The 21,064-nt window shown below is 53.6% G+C and carries 18 protein-coding genes and 5 tRNA genes; 19 read left to right on the top strand and 4 right to left on the bottom strand.

Features of this window, described 5'->3' with window-relative positions; genetic code table 11:
- Window positions 1–154: 154 nt before the first annotated feature.
- Together V3851_RS14810 and V3851_RS14805 are read right to left on the bottom strand one after the other, a co-directional pair.
- Complete coding sequence (locus V3851_RS14810; protein WP_331847322.1) at window positions 155–742, bottom strand: ArsR/SmtB family transcription factor; 588 nt, start codon at window positions 740–742, stop codon at window positions 155–157.
- An 87-nt stretch (window positions 743–829) separates the two neighbouring features.
- The gene (locus V3851_RS14805) at window positions 830–2,086 is read right to left on the bottom strand and encodes an MFS transporter (protein ID WP_331847321.1); all 1,257 of its coding nucleotides are present in this window, start codon (window positions 2,084–2,086) and stop codon (window positions 830–832) included.
- 219 nt (window positions 2,087–2,305) lie between these two features.
- Here V3851_RS14805 and V3851_RS14800 point away from each other — a divergent pair.
- From V3851_RS14800 to V3851_RS14735, 14 genes are all read left to right on the top strand, one after another.
- Window positions 2,306–2,381, top strand: a tRNA-Asn gene (locus V3851_RS14800).
- A 6-nt stretch (window positions 2,382–2,387) separates the two neighbouring features.
- A tRNA-Ser gene (locus V3851_RS14795) sits at window positions 2,388–2,476 on the top strand.
- Between the two features lie 284 nt (window positions 2,477–2,760).
- The gene (locus V3851_RS14790; RefSeq protein ID WP_331847320.1) at window positions 2,761–3,330 is read left to right on the top strand and encodes a glycerol-3-phosphate responsive antiterminator; all 570 of its coding nucleotides are present in this window, start codon (window positions 2,761–2,763) and stop codon (window positions 3,328–3,330) included.
- Between the two features lie 203 nt (window positions 3,331–3,533).
- The gene (locus tag V3851_RS14785; protein WP_331847319.1) at window positions 3,534–4,352 is read left to right on the top strand and encodes an HAD-IIA family hydrolase; all 819 of its coding nucleotides are present in this window, start codon (window positions 3,534–3,536) and stop codon (window positions 4,350–4,352) included.
- A gap of 34 nt (window positions 4,353–4,386) precedes the next feature.
- Complete coding sequence (locus V3851_RS14780; protein ID WP_331847318.1) at window positions 4,387–5,745, top strand: ABC transporter substrate-binding protein; 1,359 nt, start codon at window positions 4,387–4,389, stop codon at window positions 5,743–5,745.
- Window positions 5,742–6,614 (top strand): carbohydrate ABC transporter permease, encoded by an 873-nt coding sequence (locus tag V3851_RS14775; protein ID WP_331847317.1) that lies wholly within the window; start codon window positions 5,742–5,744, stop codon window positions 6,612–6,614. The genes V3851_RS14780 and V3851_RS14775 overlap by 4 nt, the downstream gene beginning before the upstream one ends.
- Before the next feature lie 14 nt (window positions 6,615–6,628).
- Window positions 6,629–7,441 carry a carbohydrate ABC transporter permease gene (locus V3851_RS14770; protein WP_331847316.1) on the top strand — a complete coding sequence of 271 codons (813 nt, stop codon included), beginning with the start codon at window positions 6,629–6,631 and terminating at the stop codon, window positions 7,439–7,441.
- Window positions 7,442–7,557: 116 nt separating this feature from the next.
- A tRNA-Glu gene (locus tag V3851_RS14765) sits at window positions 7,558–7,632 on the top strand.
- A gap of 133 nt (window positions 7,633–7,765) precedes the next feature.
- Window positions 7,766–7,848, top strand: a tRNA-Leu gene (locus V3851_RS14760).
- A 469-nt stretch (window positions 7,849–8,317) separates the two neighbouring features.
- Window positions 8,318–9,952, top strand: a complete 1,635-nt coding sequence (locus tag V3851_RS14755) for an AraC family transcriptional regulator (RefSeq protein WP_331847315.1) — start codon at window positions 8,318–8,320, stop codon at window positions 9,950–9,952.
- A gap of 104 nt (window positions 9,953–10,056) precedes the next feature.
- Entirely contained in the window at window positions 10,057–11,052 is a 996-nt protein-coding gene (locus V3851_RS14750; RefSeq protein ID WP_331847314.1) for an ABC transporter substrate-binding protein, read from the top strand.
- A 31-nt stretch (window positions 11,053–11,083) separates the two neighbouring features.
- Window positions 11,084–12,091 carry a FecCD family ABC transporter permease gene (locus V3851_RS14745; RefSeq protein ID WP_331847313.1) on the top strand — a complete coding sequence of 336 codons (1,008 nt, stop codon included), beginning with the start codon at window positions 11,084–11,086 and terminating at the stop codon, window positions 12,089–12,091.
- Window positions 12,084–13,112, top strand: a complete 1,029-nt coding sequence (locus V3851_RS14740; RefSeq protein ID WP_414859313.1) for a FecCD family ABC transporter permease — start codon at window positions 12,084–12,086, stop codon at window positions 13,110–13,112. The genes V3851_RS14745 and V3851_RS14740 overlap by 8 nt, the downstream gene beginning before the upstream one ends.
- A 26-nt stretch (window positions 13,113–13,138) precedes the next feature.
- On the top strand, window positions 13,139–14,701 hold the full coding sequence (locus tag V3851_RS14735; protein ID WP_331847312.1) for an alpha/beta hydrolase: 1,563 nt from the start codon (window positions 13,139–13,141) through the stop codon (window positions 14,699–14,701).
- A 99-nt stretch (window positions 14,702–14,800) separates the two neighbouring features.
- Here V3851_RS14735 and V3851_RS14730 read toward each other — a convergent pair whose 3' ends face one another.
- Window positions 14,801–15,658 (bottom strand): Cof-type HAD-IIB family hydrolase, encoded by an 858-nt coding sequence (locus tag V3851_RS14730; RefSeq protein ID WP_331847311.1) that lies wholly within the window; start codon window positions 15,656–15,658, stop codon window positions 14,801–14,803.
- Window positions 15,659–15,766: 108 nt separating this feature from the next.
- Window positions 15,767–16,393 (bottom strand): PAS domain-containing protein, encoded by a 627-nt coding sequence (locus V3851_RS14725; protein ID WP_331847310.1) that lies wholly within the window; start codon window positions 16,391–16,393, stop codon window positions 15,767–15,769.
- A 313-nt stretch (window positions 16,394–16,706) separates the two neighbouring features.
- Here V3851_RS14725 and V3851_RS14720 point away from each other — a divergent pair, with 313 nt between their 5' ends.
- From V3851_RS14720 to V3851_RS14700, 5 genes are all read left to right on the top strand, one after another.
- Window positions 16,707–17,021, top strand: a complete 315-nt coding sequence (locus tag V3851_RS14720; protein WP_414859321.1) for a helix-turn-helix domain-containing protein — start codon at window positions 16,707–16,709, stop codon at window positions 17,019–17,021.
- A 64-nt stretch (window positions 17,022–17,085) separates the two neighbouring features.
- A tRNA-Leu gene (locus V3851_RS14715) sits at window positions 17,086–17,168 on the top strand.
- A gap of 190 nt (window positions 17,169–17,358) precedes the next feature.
- Entirely contained in the window at window positions 17,359–19,074 is a 1,716-nt protein-coding gene (locus tag V3851_RS14710; RefSeq protein ID WP_331847308.1) for an alkaline phosphatase, read from the top strand.
- Between the two features lie 74 nt (window positions 19,075–19,148).
- Window positions 19,149–19,844, top strand: coding sequence for an ABC transporter ATP-binding protein (locus tag V3851_RS14705; RefSeq protein ID WP_331847307.1), 696 nt, complete (start codon window positions 19,149–19,151; stop codon window positions 19,842–19,844).
- A complete protein-coding gene (locus V3851_RS14700) occupies window positions 19,841–21,055 on the top strand; it encodes an ABC transporter permease (RefSeq protein ID WP_331847306.1) in 1,215 nt (404 codons plus the stop codon). The genes V3851_RS14705 and V3851_RS14700 overlap by 4 nt, the downstream gene beginning before the upstream one ends.
- Window positions 21,056–21,064: the final 9 nt, after the last annotated feature.

Raw genomic sequence — 21,064 nt, 5'->3', positions numbered from 1 at the left:
AGGCCCTTAAGATGCGGCAAAAGCGGGTCCGCGAAGGCAAGCGGAATCCGGAGGAAAGCCGCAGCCCGTTCGCCTTCACGGACATGAGAACGAGAAAGACCAAAACCAAGACGGAACTGATGAACAGCACTAAACATAAGAACCGGGTTTCCTATTACGGGGAAGACGGTTCTTTTTTATTTATACCGTCCTGCTCGGGTTCCGGGCTTTTCGCTATGGCGAACAAAATATCGAATTTTTCGCGGGGTACGGATTTGTCGTCGGTCTGATGCCGGTTGCAATAGTCTTTGATCAACTCGACCAATTCTTTCGCTTCTTCTTTCGTCAAATAAACACTCTGGTTCATCAGCGTGCCGTTCGGCTCGGGGTGTTGATTGGCCAACAAAAAGCGCTTTTTGCCTTCCTCGAAAATATTGTTGAGCAGCTTCTGGGTCTCGGATTGAAACACCGGATGCAGAGCCTCGTCAAATTCGCTCTTCCGGATCGAAATCTCGCCGTCGAACGGCTCGTAATATTTCGCGGTAATTCCGTTGATGAGCTTGGTATCCACCAGCGAAACGAGCCCGATGCTCTCCAGCTTTTTGACATGATAATGCACCTTGGCCGGGACCTCGTTCATCGAGTCGGCAACCTCTTTGACGGTCGCGGGACGGCCGATCTTCTGAAATTCGCTCATGATTTGGATGCGGTACGGGTCCGAATAAATGCGGATTTCCTCCAGCGTTTTAAGTTCCTTTTTCATATATGCCCCCGTGATTCAAAAGAATGACCATCCTTGAATGGTGCACCTTTATTAGTATCACTAGTATAACGCATGAGGGGACCACGATCATAGCTGCATAAAACTGCGGTGTTTCAGCATCAGGAATGTCGGTACTATCAGCAGAACTCCGAAGGAGAGATAGAGCAGGTGGATTCTCATCCACTCCCCCGCCGCACCTGCAAGCAGGCTGCCGAGCGGAATCGCGCAAGTGCAGATCATACTGTAAATCGCTCCTACTCTGCCCAACATTTCTTTGGGGACGGTTTCCATGAAATAGGTGGTTGCCGGAGTGCTGCAAAGCGGCACGGCGATGCCCATCCCGAATGTAAACAAGGCGGCCGAATAGAGTGGGTAAATTGAAATGTAAGGGGGCAGGCACAAAAGAGCGTAACTGGCCCCAAGGAGCAAGTATCCGGCCAGAATCAACCGGCTTTTCTTGAAGGCAGCGCCCTTTTTGCCGAGCCAAAGCCCGCTGATGACCATTCCGCACATCAGCGTTATTCCCAACAGACTGAGACCGGACGGGCCCGATTTCAATATTTCGTCGACATAGGCCGGGTTCAGCACATTATAAGCCGACAGGCAAAAGTTCACATAGGCGGCAATCAGTACAATGGTCAAAATCAGTTTGTCGGCGAAAATATATTTCAGCCCGTTTTTGATTTCTTGCCCAAGCGTGGTTCGTTCCGGGGCTTTGGCGCCAGGCAGCTCGGAGGTATTACGGATCAACGCGATGATCAGGGCCGCGATAAAAAAGGTTAGCCCGTCGATCAGAATCGCGCCGGATATCCCGGCAAAGGCGATAATTCCTCCCGCGACGGCCAGTCCGGCGAGCTCGGCGATTTTGGAAACCGAGGTGCTGATGGAATTGCCGCTCATCAGTTTGTCTTTGGGAAGAAGCTGCGGCACCAATGCGATTTCTGCGGGAGACGTGAAGCACTCAAGGGTAGAAATGAGGAAGGTCAGCACGTACAGATGCCAGGGGCGGAGCAAGGAAGACGCATAGAGGATCGCCGTTAAAACTACGAGAAGCCCGCGGCTCAGGGTCGTGATCAGGATGACGCGGCGTTTGGGCCAGCGGTCTACCAACGCACCCGAGAAAAAGCTGAATAAAATGCTGGGCACATAATTCAGGGCAAACAATGATCCCATCATCAGTTTGGACCCGGTCAGCATGTATACCATCCAGCTGTAAGCGATCGAATCGATCGAATCGCCAAACCGGGAGACGATTCTGGCCGTCAGCAGATACATAAACGGTTTGTATTCCGTCAAACCACCCAATATGTTGCGTTTGCTTTTCACTGCAGCTTCTTCGCTCATGGGCCGCATTCTCCTTATACAATAAAATTGTTAGTCGTTAAAATATTTTTAACGTTAAATATATTTTAACGTGGGAAATGATTTTTGCAAGCCCGGATTTACATTTTTTTGTACGTTTAATTCCGGCCGCTGAGAAGCGAAAATGACTCCGCTTTCTTGACTTTGCCCCGAAATCGTGATAAATTAAAACATGTTCTAAATAAGTTATTTATCTATTGTTCCCTGATAGCTCAGTCGGTAGAGCACTCGACTGTTAATCGAGTTGTCACAGGTTCGAGTCCTGTTCGGGGAGCCATTTCTTGGAGAGATACCCAAGTGGCTATAAGGGGACCCTCTGCTAAGGGGTTAGACTGCGTAAGCGGTGCGAGGGTTCGAATCCCTCTCTCTCCGTTTTGAAATACTTTGTTGAAAGAGTCCGTCAGATTACTGGCGGGCTCTTTTTTGCGGAGGGATGAGAACCCTCAGAAGGAGGGTTCGTCGGAGCATAAGCTTCGTTAGGAATGGCGTCGCAGTCTCGAACGAAGTGAGAGTATCCCTCTCTCTCCGTTTTGAAATACTTTGTTGAAAGAGTCCGTCAGATTACTGGCGGGCTCTTTTTTATGTGCGCAATTAATACTGCCCGAATAGTTTGCCGGTAGAATGGAACGGACAAGACTCATAGGCAGGTGGTAGCAGTGGGGCATTATCCAATCATCGCTTCCGTCACGAAAGAGGAGCAGTTCGTACAGGTGCTGGAAAGCAGCGTGAAGCGGGTAAATTTGATGATAGGACATATCGGAAATATCGAGGAATATATCTCCCGTTTGCATGATGCGGGCAAGCTGGTATATGTCCATCTTGAGATGATCGCCGGGCTGGGGAAGGATGCTCATTCCGTCGCCTATTTAGGCGATAAGTTCAAAGCGGACGGCATCGTGACGACCAAATCGGGCGCCGTCTCGGCCGCGCGGCATGCCGGGATCAAGAGCATCCAGCGCATTTTCGCGATCGATACCGCCGCCGTAAATACGGCCGTGCGGATGATCAACAGCACGAATCCCGACGAAGTGGAGCTGATGCCCGGTTTGATGCCGCGGGTAACCCGAGAATTGAAAGGCATGATCAACCAGCCGCTGATCGTCGGCGGTCTGATCCGCCATGAGCATGAAATGGCCGAGGCTCTGGCGAGCGGGGCCGATTATATTTCCAGCGGGGATCCGCTGATTTGGAACTTTGCGAACGCTCAAACCACAACATTTACATAAAAATAACAGTCCATTGATGATCCGTTGACATACAAGCTATATACTTCTCTTAGTACCAGCGGTTACTGCAATTCATGGGTTGAGACCAGGAGATAACCCTTGTTCGGTAATGACGGTACGGTGAAGACCTTTTTATGGTCTTATTCCGTATCTCATTTTTCGGACAAGGGTTTTTTTGTTGAAAGGAGCAGCTTGGTAAACATATGCGGCAGACCTCATTACATGATTTTTCCGGTTACCTGTTTGATCTGGACGGCACGATTTATATCGGAGACAAGGCGCTGGACGGGGCGGCCGCCACGATTCGCGGCTTGCGCGAACGCAAGAAGGCCGTGATCTTCGCAACGAATACGACATTATACACGCGGGAGGAAGTCAGGGACAAGCTTGCGGGGCACGGTATTACGTGCCGGACGGAGGAGATTATCACCGCCTTATCCGCAGCGGGCGCCTACTTTCGGGATTTTGCCTCCGGCGCCAAGGTGTTTCTCGTCGGAGGGGCTGCGATGCGGGAGGAGATGCACCGCAGCGGAATTTCCGTTACCAGGGAGGCGGGGCAGGCGACCCATGTGCTTGTCGGCTTGGACAGGGGCTTCGATTTCGATAAGCTGACGGCCGCCGTAAATGCCGTAAGGGGCGGTGCCCGGCTTATCGCCGCCAATCCGGATCCTTTCTGCCCGGCGGAAGAAGGAGTTATTCCCGATACCTGGGCATTCATTAAGGCGATCGAAACCGCAAGCGGGGTGCCGCCGCATGAAACGGTCGGGAAACCCTCGAAATATTACGCTTCCTGTGCGCTGCGGCAGCTGAGAACGAGCCCGGAACAATGCCTGATGGTCGGAGACCGGCTGGACACGGATATCGCGCTTGGAAAAAGCATCGGCATGTCCACCGCGCTGGTGCTATCGGGCGTGGATACGCGGGAATCGGTCATGCGGACGGGGATTCATCCCGATTACATCTGCTCGTCCGTATCTGCGATTTTTGACGGCAATAACCTTCACCTTACGGTGGAGGAATAAATAAATGCTTTTCTTACATTAAGGAGGGAGAAATATGAAAAAGTTCAGTCTTCTCATCGTTGCTCTAATGCTCTTGCTATCGGCATGCGGCAACGGCGGCAGCAAGGTAAGCAACAATGACGGCGTCGCAGCGGCGGAACAAGGAACGAGCGGGAACGGGGGCAAAGAGACGGTTAAAGAGGAAAAACCCGTCGAGCTCAGCTTCTACTTCCCGGTGGCGGTAGGTGGGCCGATTACCGGCTTCATCGATAAGCTGGCGGCCGACTTCCATGAAGAGAATCCGTCGATCACCGTCAAACCGATTTATGCCGGAAGCTATCAGGATACGATGACCAAAGTCGTGACGGCCGTGCAAGGCGGCAACTCGCCGGATTTGGCCGTGCTGCTGTCGACCGAGCTCTACAGCCTGCTGGAGATGAACGCGCTCGAAGAACTGACGCCGCGATTCTCGCAGGACTATTTTGACGGATTCTATGAGGCGTTTATGATGAACACCAAATCCGGCGACCAGGTGTGGAGCGTTCCGTTCCAACGCAGTACGATCGTTCTCTACTATAATAAGGATCTGTTTAAGGCGGCCAATCTGGACCCGGAGAAGGCGCCGGCCAACTGGGATGAACTCAGAGATTTTGCCGGGAAGCTGACGGTCAAAAACAGCGGCGGAGAAGTAAGCCAATGGGGCCTGGAAATCCCGAGCACCGGCTATCAATACTGGATGCTTCAAGCTCTTTCCCTGCAGACGGGGACGAATATCGTATCCAACGACGGGACCGAAGTTTATTTCAATAAGCCGGAAGTCAAAGAAGCGCTGCAATTCTACACCGATTTGGGACGTAAAGACAAAGTGATGCCCGAAGGCATACTGGAGTGGGCGACGGTTCCTTCCGATTTTATCAGCGGCAAAACGGCGATGATGTTCCATACGACGGGCAATCTGTCCAAGGTGAAGTCCGATGCGAAATTTGATTTTGGTGTGGCCTATCTTCCCGCGAACAAAAATTACGGCTCGCCGACAGGGGGAGGCAATCTATACGTATTCAAGGACATTCCCGAGGAACGCAAAGCGGCTGCCATCAAATTCATCGAGTTCCTGACGCAGCCCGAACGCGTCGCCCAGTGGTCGATCGACACCGGTTATGTAGGGACAACCAAGGCCGCCTACGAGACCGTGCTCTTGAAAAATTATGTGGCCGGATTCCCTCAGGCGGCGGTGGCGCGCGACCAGATGCAATACGCTTCCAGCGAATTGTCGACCTATCAAAACGGGCAGGTGACCAAGCTGTTCAACGATAATATTCAGTCTGCGCTGCTCGGCAACATGACCCCGGAAGAGGCATTGGAAAAATCGCAGCAGCAGGCCGATAAGATTCTGGAGAAATACCGTAAACCATGACGGATTTTCGTTTGAAGGACAATATTCTGGCCTATGCGTTACTGCTGCCTTCCCTCGTTTTTCTGGCCGTCTTTACCTTCTATCCGATCGTCAAAGTGGTGGATTGGAGCTTCTACGAATCGGTCATGAACGAGAGATATTTTGCCGGGGTGGACCTCTATGGCCAGGTATTGCGGGATGAAGTGTTCTTGAAGGTGCTGCGGAATAATGTGCTGCTCGCGCTCGTGACCGTGCCGGTCAGTGTGCTGCTCGCCGTCTATATGGCGGTTTGGGTGAACGGCAAGCTGCGGGGAAGAAGTCTTATCCGTGCCGCGTTCTTTTATCCGACGCTGATTCCCATGATCGCGATCGCCAACATCTGGCTGTTCATCTATACGCCGGACTATGGGCTGCTCGATAAATTTTTGGAGCTGTTCGGAATTCAGGGGCCGAGCTGGCTGGGGAATCCGAAATGGGTGCTCGTTTCCATGATGGCGATGCTGATTTGGAAGGAGTCCGGCTATTTCATGATTTTCTTCCTGGCCGGGCTCCAGGGGCTGCCGAAAGACGTCTTTCAGGCGGCGGAAATTGACGGGGCGGGGCCGCTGCGTAAATTCGGGGCCATCACCTGGCCCTTGCTCATGCCGACCACGCTGTTCGTTCTGGTCATCGCGACAACGAATTCTTTTAAACTGGTGGATCATCTCTACATCATGACCAAAGGCGGCCCGGACAATGCCAGCAATCTGCTGCTCTATCATATTTATGAGACGGCATTCAGCTTCTGGGATATGGGCAAGGCGTCCGTATTGACCGTGATTCTGCTCGTTATTCTGCTGGTCATTTCGATTTTTTACTACGGATTTTTGGACAAGCGGATTCATTATTAGAGAGGGGTCAGGTTATGCATCGCCTTACGAACCAAATCGTTATCATCGTCTTGTCCGTCATGTTCGCGATTCCTTTGGTGTGGGCCGCAGTAACTTCATTTACTCCGTCGGACGAAATGCTTACCCGCGCCAACCCGTTCGCCGTAAGCGATCCGACCTCCGCCAATTACATAGAAGCGTGGAGGACGATTCCGTTTCCCGTCTACTACTGGAATACGCTGATCATCGTTGCGGGCGTACTGGCGGTCCAGTTGCTTACGGCAACGCTGGCGGCTTATGCGTTCGCCAGATTGCGATTTATCGGCCAAAGCGTCTTATTTATTCTGTTTCTTGTGCAAATCATGATACCGCCAGACATTTTGATATTTCCGAATTACACGATTATGAAAGAACTCCATCTGATCGACACGAAATGGGCGATCATGATCCCGTATTGGGCTTCGTCGTTCGGCGTGTTTTTGCTGAGACAGACCTTTAAGCAAATTCCATATGAACTGGACGAAGCTTCCAGGGTTGACGGCTGCCGGTGGTGGCAAAGCCTCCGGCATGTCTACCTGCCCTCCGCGCGCCCGACTTATGTGGCATTTGCGCTGATTTCGATCAGCACGCACTGGAGCAATTTCATGTGGCCGCTCATCGTGACGGACTCCGTCAACAACCGTCCGCTCACCGTCGGCATCGCGATATTCGCGCAGTCTTTCGAGACGGGAGCCCAGTGGGGGACTGTTACGGCGGCAACCCTGATGGTCATCTCTCCACTGCTGATCGCGTTTTTCTTCTTTCAGAAGCAGTTTGTTGAAAGCTTCATGCACGCCGGGATCAAGTAATAAAAATTCCGTCACATTTTATGTGAACGGAATTTTTTTTGAAAATTTATGTTGCACGGTAAATATGTTTTTGGTATACTCATTCTTGTCGCCGCTTCCGGGCGGTTAATGATTGTGGCCCGTTGGTCAAGGGGTTAAGACACCTCCCTTTCACGGAGGTAACAGGGGTTCGAATCCCCTACGGGTCACCACTTTCATATATTGCTTCAAGTAGGGGTGAGAAGCCCTTGGGGGTTCGTCGGAGCCTAAGCGTCGTTAGCAAAACAACGCAGTCTCGAACGAAGTGAGAGTATCCCCTACGGGTCACCACTTTCAATTGAATATGCGGTCGTGGTGGAATGGCAGACACGCTATCTTGAGGGGGTAGTGGGCGTACGCCCGTGGAGGTTCGAGTCCTCTCGACCGCATCCTAAGCAAAAAGAGCAGTTCCTTTAGTCGTTTTTAAACGACGGGGAGCTGCTCTTTTTATTGTTTATATTTTTTCATTGGAAAATATCCAACGAGGATGAGAAGGGCAATCTTATATCTGGCGCTTGATTGGATTTTATCCAACGTTATCGCTCAATTAGGACTAAATCCGGAGGAATTCGGGCGAATCATTGGATTATGTCCAATGTAGAACCCCGGTATACGGAGTGTCACGAGAAGCCGTTGGAAAAATTCCAACGAAGGGGCAGAGAAGATAGGTTGATAGATTGATGGACCGTTTTATGGACAGAAGGGAGGAAACTATGATATTTATATGATAATGATAACCATTATCAATCAGAGGCGGGATCAAAATTGCTTTCCAATAAATTCAATGCCATAGCCGCAGCCACAGCCGCAGCACGGCTTGAGCCTGATCAACATCATATACTTGGGAACCAACCTGTAATGCCGAATCAAAATACTTGGACCATCCGGTTATGGCATATCGAAATTTTCAGCGGTCGCGAGGTGCCCGTTGATCAGAGTTTGACCTTCAATACGGCGATGATTGTCCTGCTGGAAGGGGAAGCCGACATCGCGAGGAACGAGCAGGTGACGCGGATGGGTAAGGGATCGGCGTGTTTTTGCGCGGGGAACAGCACGTTCGGGATCGCACCGCATTCCGAAGCCGGGGTGAGCGCAGCCGTCATTTATTTCAGCGTGTATCAGGAGACCTGCTCCGGCAACGGACACGCACTGAGCGAAGCGGTTCCCGAAGGCATGCTGCCGAGCGGAATCGTCGGCACGTCCGGATCGGAGGAGCGGATCGGCTTGGTATGCCGCAGCGTCTATGAAAATTCACGGCATCCCGACGCCCTTAAGCGCTGGCGGGCCCAGCTCGACTTCCAGGAGCTGCTCTTCGCCATCCTGACCGAATACAGGCAAAAGTCCAGAACCGGGAAAACGGAGGCGCTGGAGCGAACGAGAGGATACATGGAGGAGCATTTCGGAGAAGAACTGACCATCGTCATGCTCGCCGCCATGGCGGAGCTCAGTCCGAAATATTATGTGGAATTGTTCAAAAAAACCTATGGCGTCACCGCAATGGAGTATCTGGCGCAGATCCGCATGAACAAGGCCAAGCAGCTAATGCTGGGAACGGACCGTTTGCTCAAGGAAGTCGCCCATTTGGTCGGGTACAGGGACGAGTTTTATTTCAGCCGTAAATTCAAAAAGGAATTTGGCGTTTCTCCTTCGGTCTATATGAAGACACGGAAAAATAAACTGGCCGTCTACGGCTCCTCTTCGATTCTCGGCTATCTGATTCCGCTGCAAATCACGCCCTATGCCGCGCCGCTTCATCCGAAATGGTCGCGAGATTACCACCAGGCACTGGCCCCGGTCATGCCTGTCCATCTCAGCGCCTTCCGGCAAAATCACAACAAGCATGAAAACCTGCAAAATCTGGCCGACGCGGAGCCGGAGCTGATTATTATCACCGCGGAAACCGAAGGCTGGGAGAAGGAGCGGCTCGAAAGGATTGCGCCTTTATATGAAATGAAGGACGGGGCCATAGGCTGGCGCGCCCAATTGCTGGACTTGGCGAAGCTGCTCGGCAAGGAAAAAGAGGCCGCAAGCTGGCTGGCGGAGTTCGAGCGGACCCGGGCGGAGGCGACCCGTCGCATTCGCGGAGCCATAAACGGCCGGCACGTTGTTTTACCGCTGCGTCTTTACAGCGACAGGCTGCACATCAATGAAGGGCGGGGCATAGGCGAGACGCTGTTCGACACTTTGGGGTTCGAGCCATCGCCCATCCTGGCGGAACAGGCTGCCGCTCAGAGCGGCTCGCTGACCTTGGAGCGTATTGCAGAGTACGGCGAAGCCGGCGCCGACCATATCTTTATGCTCGTCCGCCAAGACTCCGAAACGCTGGGATATTGGAAAGCGATGCAGGCTTCGCCCGAATGGCTGAGAATCCCGTCCGTCCGCGCGGGAAGGGTTCACCTCCTGCCGTCTTACCCTTGGCGGGAATACTCGCCCTTTGCGATCAGCCGGATGCTGGAGGAGCTCCCGGCGTTCTTTTCCGGAAATAATCCATGAAAGTTCCGGCATTATTCCATGGCGAAAAATAGCGAAATAAATGATAATAATTATCATTATCATCGTACATATTTTCGCGTTAGGAAGGGAGCAACTGGAAGGAAATGAAGCAAATCAAATGGGTTGCGGGGTTATTATTAGTATTTATCGTTATTTTGGCGGGATGCGGCGCAAATAAAGAAACTGCCGCCCCGGCTGGTGCCGACGGAGCCGCCAATTCGGCCACAGTGGAATCCGGCTCAAACGAAGCCGCAGCTTCCGATACCAAAGTCGTGAAATACCTGGACAAAGAGTACATCTTGCCGGCCAATACGGAACGCATCGTAATTACCGGCGCCGTTGAAGCGATGGAAGACTCCATTGTCCTGGATGTCAAACCTGTAGGTGCGATTACCTTCTCCGGCGAGTTCCCCGAATTGTTTAAATCGATTACCGAAAACGCGGAGTCGATCGGCGAAAAAACCGAACCGAACTTTGAGACGATTTTGTCGCTGAAACCGGACGTGATTTTGGGAAGCACCAAATTTAAACCGGAAGTAATGGAGCAATTGAACAAAATCGCCCCAACCATTCCTTACTCCCATATCTCCACCGATTGGGAGAGCAATTTGCGCCTGCTAGGGGAACTGAGCGGCAAGCAGGATCAGGCGGAACAAGAGATCGCCGAATATAAAGAGGACCTGGAGACCGCCAAATCCCAGCTTACCGATTCCGTGAAAAATGCCAAAGTGGTAGCGGTACGGATTCGTGCGGGAGAAGCGTATATCTATCCTCAAGACGTTTTCTTTAACCCGGTGCTCTATCAGGACCTCGGACTTGCGGTACCGGCCGAAGTTGCCGCCGCCAAAGCTCAAGAACTGGTTTCTAAAGAGAAGTTTGCCGAGATGAATCCGGATTACCTGTTCGTTCAATTCTCGCCCGACGAGAACAAGGATAATACGACCGCGCTTGAAGATTTCCAAAACGATCCGATCATTAAAAGCATCAATGCGGTCAAGAACGGCAAATTGTTTGTCAATGCGGTCGATCCTTTAGCACAGGGCGGTACGGCTTACAGCAAAATCGAATTTTTGAAAGCTGCGGTAAGCAATCTGAAATAGCAAATTAGCTTATTATAAGGCGTGTTGAAAAATGAAGCAAAAAAAATTGCTGCCGGCGTTCATCCTTGGGATGGCACCGGCAGCCGCTCTTTTACTGATTCTGGTTTCCATCCGCTTCGGCGCAAAAGATATGACGCTGGACACGGTCTGGAACGCCGTTTTCGCCTTCGACGCAACGAATGTCGACCATCAGATCGTCATGACTTCAAGGCTGCCGAGAGCGGTCGGCGCCCTGCTGATCGGCGCTTTTCTCGCCATCTCGGGAGCGCTGATGCAGGGGATCACCCGAAATTATCTGGCCGAGCCTTCCATCATGGGCGTTTCGGACGGCTCGGTGTTTGCCGTCACGCTGTTTATGGTCATGATGCCGAATGCCCATTCCGAGATGTATATTCTTAGTTCTCTGCTTGGATCGGCGGCGGGAACGGCGCTGGTGTTCGGTCTGGCCCGGCTTATTCCCCAGGGGATGTCGCCTGTGCGGCTGGCCATATTGGGGACGGTGATCGGCAGTTTTTTGAGCGGAACCGCAAATGCGGTGCAAACCTATTTTCAGGTGTCGCAGAACTTGAGTTCGTTTTACAATTCCCGGCTGCATGCGCTCGATCCGGAGATGATTAAACTGAGTGTTCCGTTTGCGATCATAGGACTGGCGCTTGGCTTGTTGCTGACGAAATCGGTCACGGCGATGTCATTGGGGGAAGAGACGGCGGCGGGGCTGGGAGTACGGGTTTGGCTGGTTAAAGGACTGGCCATGCTGGCCGTCGTCATTTTGACCGGCGTATCCGTAGCTCTGGCGGGTAAAATCGCCTTTATCGGGCTGATCATCCCGCATATCGCCCGGTTTCTGTCCGGCTCCGACTATCGTTGGAGCTTGCCCGTGTCAGGCGCGCTTGGCGGCCTGTTTCTGGCGGCCTGCGATATTATCGCCCGGTTCGTCAATTACCCGTTTGAAACGCCGGTCGGCGTCGTTACGGCTTTGTTCGGCGTGCCTTTCTTCCTCTATCTGATCAAGACGAGAGGAGGGGAACAACGTGCGTAAATCATCGGGCGCAAGATTATCGGCTGTGGCGGGGACGCTCATTCTGGTCGTGTTTATCGCGGTTTATTTCAGCTTGACGAACGGAACTTTTGATATATCGGTGCTCGACATCGTCAAGACCCTTCTGCGCGTCGATCCCCGGTCCGATTACGATTTGGTGGTTTTTGATTTCCGGCTTCCCCGGATAGTGCTGGGAGCGCTGGTCGGGTTCGCGCTCGGGATCGCCGGCTGCGTTCTCCAGGGGATTACGCGCAACGGCCTGGCCGAACCGGGGATTCTCGGGATTAATGCCGGAGCCGGAATGACGGTCGTGCTGTTCATGTTCCTTTTCCAGGGAACCATCCAACTGACCGGCTGGCTCGGAGTTATGGCGATGCCGATGTTTGGACTGGCGGGCGGGATCGCGGCGACGGTGTTTATCTTTCTGTTTGCCAGACAAGGCGGCAGGCTGGACCCGCAGCGCTTGATTCTGGTTGGTATTGCCATGAGCTCAGGGTTCGGGGCGGTGACGATGTATGTCTCGCTCAAGATGAATCCCCAGGATTACGAAGCGGCGGTCGTCTGGCTGTACGGCAGTCTTTACGGCGCCAATTGGAAATTCGTCGTCGCGATGCTGCCCTGGCTGCTCGTCCTGCCGCTTGTGGTCTGGTCGCGCAGCCATGTGCTCGATCTGTTCCAAATGAATGAGGATAACGTAAAAGGGCTCGGGGTGGCGGTCGAGCGGGAGAAGAATCTTTTATTGCTGAGCGGCATCGGTTTGATCAGCGCCAGCGTCGCCGTGGCGGGGGCGATCAGTTTCGTCGGCCTGATCGCCCCGCATCTGGCGCGGCAGTTGGTCGGCCTGCGGCATAAGTACATCATCCCGGTCAGCGGCCTTGCCGGCACGGCGATCGTGGTCATCGGCGATCTGATCGGCAAGACCGTGTTCGCCCCGGCCGAACTGGCCGTCGGCATCGTCGTATCGATCATCGGCGTGCCCTATTTTGTCTATCTGCTGCTCCGCAGCAGAAAAAGTAAATAACAGCAGGATATTTGCGGGAGGTCATCATGAAATTATTCGAACGGCTGCAGATCGGGAGAAGAGAAGTGCTGCTGTACCTTCCCCCGTCCTATGGACAAACGGACCGCCGATATCCGGTCGCTTATGTACAGGACGGAGGAGACCTGTTTACGGGCTGCATCAGATACCTGGAGCATCTGTTTGCGACAGGGCACCTATGCGAATTGATACTGGTCGGAATTCAAACGGAAAACCGCAACGACGAATATACCCCATGGCCCGCCAGCCCGCTGTCCCCAAGTAACGGCGGCGGCTTTGGCGGCGGGGGCAAGCCGTATGTCGATGAAATCGCGGATGTGCTTAAGCCGTATATCGACAGGCATTACCGGACCCAAAGCGGGCCGGAACATACGGCTATCATCGGAGGATCGCTCGGCGGGTTGATCGCCTGGTTTGCCGGCTGCTGGCGGCCGGAGGTGTTCGGGCTTGTCGGCCTCTTGTCCGCTTCGCTGTGGTATGAAGGCGTTATGGATTTTATCCGGCGGGACAAAGGGCCGGCCCATAACCAGCGGATTTATATATCCGTGGGGGGGCGGGAGGGAATATACAAAACCAACGCCCAGAGCCATATGGTCCGGAATAATGAAGAGCTGTTTACGCTTTTGCAAGAGGGGGGGCATCCGCCGGCCCGCCTGACTTTTGTGCTGGATCCGGGCGGTACGCATGACGATCTGTTTATGCTGAAAAGATTTCCCGAAGCGCTTCAGCGGCTGTTTGATCCGGCGCCGGAGATTCCTGTCCCGGTCCAAACCGATTTCGGCGGCGGCTACAGCATTCCGGGAACGTTGACCTGGCGCATGGTCGCGCGGAATACGGGCCGGGAATACCAGATCCATCTCGCCGTTCCCGAAGGGCCGGCCCCGGAGGACGGGTATCCGGTGCTTTACGCGCTGGACGCCAACGCTTCCTTCGGCGCCCTGGCGGAATCGATGCGGCTCCTGTCGCACGGCCCGCACGGGATTCCGCCCGCCGTCATCGTCGGAATCGGCTACGATTCTCCGGAACTGTTCGCAACCGCAGAGCGGTTCCGCGATTATACGGTTTACGCGGATCCGAGTGAACTGCCGGAGCGGCCGGGCGGTCTTCCTTGGCCGGAAACGGGAGGAGCGGACGCTTTTCTGGATTTTATGGAGCGGCAGCTTAAACCCGCGGTCAAGCTCCGCTATCCGATCCATTCCGCGAAGCAATGCCTGTTTGGCCATTCGCTAGGCGGCTTCTTGACACTATATGCGATGCTTTCACGCCGGGGCGGCTTTCAGCGCTATGCAGCGGCGAGTCCGTCGATCTGGTGGAAGAATCATCTGCTTTTCGAGTTATGGGGTTCGGTAAAAGAAGACTTTCAACGGCAGGAAAATCTGACTACGGAGCTCCTGATGGCCGTGGGATCGGAAGAGAAGGAGTCCATGATCCGGGACGCCAAAGAGCTGGCGCAAGAAATGCAACTAAGCGGAAGTTCCCTGCGTGCGGAATTCAGACAAATGGACGGGGAGGGGCATGTCTCGATTTTTCCGGCATTGCTCGGCCCGCTCCTACGATTTGTCACCCGATGATAAAAAGATACTAAATGACCCGCTGAGGAGAATCACAGCGGGTCATTATTTGCATATGGACTTAATGCCTTGAGCGATGTCCTATTCGGCCCCCGGTACCTATAAACCGAGCAAAACGTTCAGTGCATAGGCTACGCCATGGTGATTGTTATCGCGGGTAACCGCCGAACTGAGCTCCTTGATCTCATCGATCGCGTTCCCCATGGCAATGCGCGTGCCCGCCACCCGAAACATCGAAATATCGTTATGGCTGTCGCCGATCACTACGGTATCCTCCATCAGGACACCGTAATGTTCCGCCAGGAATCGCAGAGCGCTGCCTTTGTCCGTGGCCGTCGATATGATCTCCAGTGTGTGATCGGCCGAAGACGTGGTGTGTACGCCGGGAAACCGGTCGAAATGGCGGCGGATTTCCGTCAGCTTGGCCTCATCATAAGTGAAAATAAGCAGCTTATATACGGGAGCCCCGCTGTCGATCACTTGCTGGGGATGGTCGATTTCCTCAATGCCGAATTGCACGAATTGAACAAGCGCGCTCTTCCATAGCCGGTCGCGATCGATATCCGGGTTGGCGCTTCTCAGCACGTCCATTTCGGCGCGCAATTTGTCCTCGCCGGAAGACGGCGAGTAGATGGCTTCCGGGCAAAAAATTTCAAAGTAGACATCGCGTTCCGTCAAATACCGTACCGCCTCGGCGGCGATGTCATGATCGATCGGTGTCTCGTTCAGGAGCCGCCCGCCTTCGTCGTGGACGGCGGCACCGTTAAAAGAAATAATCGGAAGCTCCAGGTCACGCCCTACCAGATTCCGCACATCATAGCTGGCCCTTCCCGTGCAGATCGCGACTTTGCTTGCTCCCCGGGATATAACGCCTTGGATGGCGGCAAGCCCTTCCTCGCTGGGTTTGCTTTCCGCGGTCAGCAATGTTCCGTCCAAGTCTATGGCAATCAATTTCATGGTTTGTCCTCCTGTCGTAGATGTCCTTGTCCTTCGTTGGAAAGAGTATAAAACATGAAATCCATTTCAGGTCAACCCCCGGCTTAGCGGCGGAAGCCCTAGGCTGCTCTATTCCTTTGCGGGCTTGTCCGGGCTATCGAGAAAAGAAGAGTATTTGGGGTAAAGAAGCCGGATGCAGTCCGGGCATATGTCATGGGTAAATTCGGCATGGGTATGCTTTGTTAAGTATTCTTCTATAGAACTCCAATCCTCATTCTCGTCCTTGATTTTTTTGCAGACCGCACAAATCGGCAGAAGTCCCCGAAGCGTCCGGATTTCCGAGAGAGCTTCCTGCAACTGGTTCTCATTTTCCTTGTAGCTTGTAATATCCGAAGAAGTCAGCAGGATGCCGCTGTAGGAGGACTTTTCTCCGGACAGGGAGGAGGCCTCCATCAAGTACCAGCGTTTCTCCCGGTCTTCCGTAAAAAATTCGAAGGCATCGTATCGGCTACGCCCCTCCAATATCGCTTTAAATCTGGCGATCAGCTCTTGAATATATGGTTTATGTCTATGGGTGCCGTTCATAAAATGACGAATCACATTCATCCCCGGATGACCCCAGAGAAGAGAGTGTCGAGACGCTTGCCTGGCCCAAGTCCGGTTGACAAACTGAATGGTCCCCTCGGCATCGACGATGGCCAGACCTTTTGGAAGCGCTTGCGCAGCCTCCTGCCATATGGATAATGTATCGGTCACTGTGTCCGCTCCTAATTCCATAATATGATGGGTTATACAGGATGATAAGTGAGGATATCAGCAGAGAAGTTATGCGAAAGGCCTTGTGAAATGTTGCACAATAAAGTGATAAATTCCTATTAATGGTTGGAAAATCTGTGTTATAATGGGCCTCGTGATAGGAGCATCAAAGATTCATTTTATCATTATATACGCAACTACGTAATTATACAATATATTTGTACTTAAATGCGTAATTTGACGTATTTTGAAGGAAGGTTGAAAAGGTTTGTCTATTTATGACAGAATTGAATTACTGATCAAGACAAGAGGAATGACCAAGAAAGATTTTTGCCAGGAGCTTGGCATCAGTACCGGAAACTTGGGCGATTGGAAAAGGGGAAAATCGACGCCGAGCACAAACAAGCTGATCGAGATTTCAGCGTTCTTCGATACGAGCCTGGATTGGCTGTTGACCGGAAGGGAGCGTACACCATATCAAATCCATGAGAGTATGGAGGCATATGTCGCCGACGTTACCAAATTGGGCGAAATGGGCGGCAAACTGACGCCAGTGGAAGCCGCCTTTATTCAGGAATATCTGGAATTCGTTCAATACCGAAGAGAGAAAAAGAAAGGTGGAAATTAATACCGCTTTACATTTCGATAACACATATATATAATAAAAAATGTTCGTTTCTTGAACAGCTTAAGCGGTCGTGGTGGAATGGCAGACACGCTATCTTGAGGGGGTAGTGGGCGTACGCCCGTGGAGGTTCGAGTCCTCTCGACCGCATACTTTTAACCTTGAATTAAAATCGGAAGTCCGGGGAAACCCGGGCTTTTTTTGTATTCTTTTTGTATTATCTCAAGCGTTGCGCTTCATCCCTTGTTCCATATTTTAACTTTTGAAGAACATTATTCTGACATTCTCCTAATATTGGCCGTTTAAACTCTACTTAGTTTGAGAAATGGGAGGAGAAAAGATGAAGAAGATGTGGAGAAGCCTGGCCATCGGCGGGTTGGCCTTATCCGTTATCGCGGCCGCCCCGGCGGCCATCGCCAAAGAAAGCGGCAATGCGGCGGCAAACGGAAAATCCCAAAACCTGATCGTATTGATCGGCGACGGTATGGGACCGGCGCAAGTATCGGCGGCGAGATATTACCAGCAGTACGAAAAAGGGGTTCAAACGCTCAACCTTGATCCTTACTATGTAGGTCAAGCCACTACATATGCCGACCGGGGCGAAGACGGCGGGACGATCGTCTCCGGGATCGTAACGGACTCGGCATCGGCGGGGACCGCTTTTGCCACCGGCCATAAGACGTATAACGCCGGGATCAGCGTGTCCAATGAAGATGTGTCGAAGCCGTTCGCTTCCATTATAGAAGCGGCCGAAGCCAGCGGTAAGTCAACCGGTCTCGTTACGACGGCGCGTATTACCCACGCCACTCCGGCCGTTTATGCTTCCCATGTACGCAACCGAGACAACGAAAGCGCCATCGCCGCCCAGTATCTGGACAGCGGAGTGGATGTGCTCTTCGGCGGAGGGAAGTCGTTCTTTGTAACTAAAGACGAAGGCGGAAAAAGAACTGATAAAAACCTCCTGCCCGAATTTGAAGCGAAAGGGTATAAGATCGTCGAGTCCGCAGACAATCTCGAAGCTCTAACCGCCAAAGATTCCAAGGCGCTCGGCCTGTTCGGCGGCTCCCATGTCAGCTACGTGCCGGACCGGACGGAGGAAACGCCGAGTCTGGCGGAGATGACTTCCAAAGCGCTGGAGATTTTGTCGGCGAATCAAAACGGCTTCGCCATCATGATCGAGGGCGGCCGGATCGACCATGCCGGCCATGCCAACGACCTCCCGACCATGGTGCAGGAGGCGCTGGATTTCGACGCCGCGTTCAAAGTGGCGATCGATTTCGCCAAGAAGAACGGGAATACGTCCGTCGTCGTGACCGCGGACCACGAAACGGGCGGGCTGTCGTTGTCCAGAGACAATATTTACGAGGTAAATATCGATCTTTGGGATAAGCAGAAGCATTCCTCCGAATATTTGATCGGTTCGCTGAATGAAGCCAAAACGATTGCCGATGTGAAAAAGATCGTCGCGGACAATACATGGATCACCGATTTGAGCGACGAAGAGGCCCAGCTCATTTTGGACGGAGACGGCTCTTCCTATAACCGCGAAGGCGGATATAACGCCGTGATTTCCAAGCGTTTGCTGATCGGCTGGTCCGGACATGGACACTCGGCGGTGGATGTCGGGGTATGGGCCTACGGCCCGATCGCCGATAAAGTAAGCGGGCAGATCGACAATACGCAAATCGCCATGGCCGGAGCGGAGGTGCTTGGCCTCGATCTGGCAAAACGAACAGCGGAATTGCAATCGGCGAATTTGTATCCGAAATTCAAAATCAACCGCGCAAATGAAGTGCTGTATCCGGCCAAAGCGTTGACCGAAGCGCTGGGCGGCACGTACAAAGAGAACGGCAACACCGTTACCTTGAGCGGTAAAGCGGCGGCAACGATCACGGTCGATTTGGCCGGTGGAACCGCCACAGCGGACGGGAAAGCGGCCGGGTTTACGGTCGATGTGGATAACGGCACCTTGTATCTGCCGCTGTCCGCCTTCAGCAAGCTTACCGGACAAAATCTGAAATGGGATGCGCTCTCGGAACGGATCCTGCTGAAATAATCATAACCGGAAGGGGTGAGACGGGGGAGAGCCTCTATCGTTTCACCCCTTTCTTTTCCATAAGGGGGATGCGCATGCTGCATTTGCAAGGTGTGAAGAAACAGTTCCAGGTGACGGGGAAAAACATTCCCATTCTCGATATTCCGGAATGGAGCGTCGGGCAGGGCGAAAAAATCGCCATCATCGGGCCCAGCGGTTCCGGCAAAAGCACGCTGCTTCATCTGATCGGCGGTATCCTGCGGCCCGACGCCGGCGAAATCGTTATTGGAGAGGAGCGCCTGTCCGGCATGAAGGAATCGCGGCGCGATGCTTTCCGCGCGGAGCATATCGGCTACATTTTGCAGGATTTTCATCTGATCCCGTCCTTGACCGCCAAGCAAAATGTAGAGATCGCCTTGAACGGCGGAAGCGGCACCGCCGAACGCCGGGACAAGATCGACCACTGGTTCGAATCGGTCGGGCTGAAAGACCGCCGGAATCACAAGCCCTCGCAATTGTCCAGAGGGCAGCAGCAGCGCGTGGCGATGATCCGGGCGCTCATTCACGAGCCGGCGCTCGTGCTGGCCGACGAGCCGACAGGCAGCCTCGACTGGGAGACGGCGGACGAGATCGCCGGGCTGCTGCTCGAGCTGTGCGGGAGCGACCGCCATACGCTGCTGGTCGTCACGCATGATCTTAAGCTGGCCGAGCGGTTTCCGAAATGCGTCCGCATCGGGGAGATCAACGAAGCGAACCGCCGGGCCGCGGAGCTCGGGAGGATGGCGATATGAGCCTGCCGCATTATTTGCTCAGAAACCTGCTGCACCGCAAATTTTTGTCGCTGCTGACGATACTCGCCGTCGCGGCGACCGTGGCCTTTATGCTTCTGCTCTCGCTGTCCAAGGCGGGAGTGGAGCAAGGCGCGGAGAAAGGCTACGGCCCTTTCGACATCGTGGTCGGCGCGCAGGGCAGCGAAGCGCAGCTGGTGTTGAACACTTTTTATCATGTAGGGGCCCCTACGGGAAATATCCCGGGGAATACGCTGGAAAAGGTTGCGGCGAGTCCCGCGGTCGACCAGGCGTTCGCCATGACCACGGGCGACCACTTTAACGAATATCCGATCGTCGGAATCGACCCGGCTTATTTTCTTACCAGGTATGGAGACCGGCGGCTGGCGGAAGGTGGCTTGTACGGACACACCGGAGAGGTCGTGGTCGGGGCATATGTCGCAAAAATGCTCGGTCTAAAAGTCGGGGACACCTTCTCCGGCGCCCATGGCCTGGTGGAAGAAGCCGCGTTGGAAGCCGACGAAACGGATGAAGCGGAGCACGGGCATGATGAGCATGAAAGCTTCATCTATACGATCACGGGGATATTGCCGCCATTGAATACCCCCGATGACCGGGCCTTATTCACCACGGTCGATTACGCTTGGGCCGTTCACGGCGAAGCGGCGGCGGAGCGGGACATCACGGCGATCCTGGTGAAGCCGGCCGCACTGCAGGCCGGGCAGGAGCTAAGGGACATGCTGGAGGCGGACGGCCGGGTGCAGACGGTGTATACGAGCAAGGCGGTCGGCGATGTGGTCAACCTGGTCGATCAAGGCACGGAGCTGCTGGGGATCGTCACCCTGTTGTGCGTGCTGCTCGCAGCGGTCACGATCTTGCTGTCGATGATCGCCGCCGCCGGGGAGCGGACGAAAGACGCGGGGCTGTTACGGCTTTTGGGAAAATCGAAAGGCTATATTTTGATTATGATGATCGGGGAAGGCTTGATCTTGACGATCGCAGGCCTGCTTCTGGGCGGCCTGGCCGGTCATACAGCGGGTTATTTGCTCCGGGACGCCGTATTCCATTACGCGGGTATTCAAATCGACCCGTTCCTGATGTCCGGCGATCATGTCGCGATCGCGGCGGGGGCCCTGATCATCGGAATTGCGGCGTCGCTGCTCCCTGCCGTGCGGCTATACCGGATGGACCCGCTGACATTATTTAAGGCATAAGGAGGTGGC

Origin of the sequence: Paenibacillus haidiansis, assembly GCF_036553665.1 — a bacterium.
Lineage (GTDB): Bacteria > Bacillota > Bacilli > Paenibacillales > Paenibacillaceae > Fontibacillus > Fontibacillus haidiansis.
This window is presented reverse-complemented; position numbering and strand designations above follow the sequence as displayed.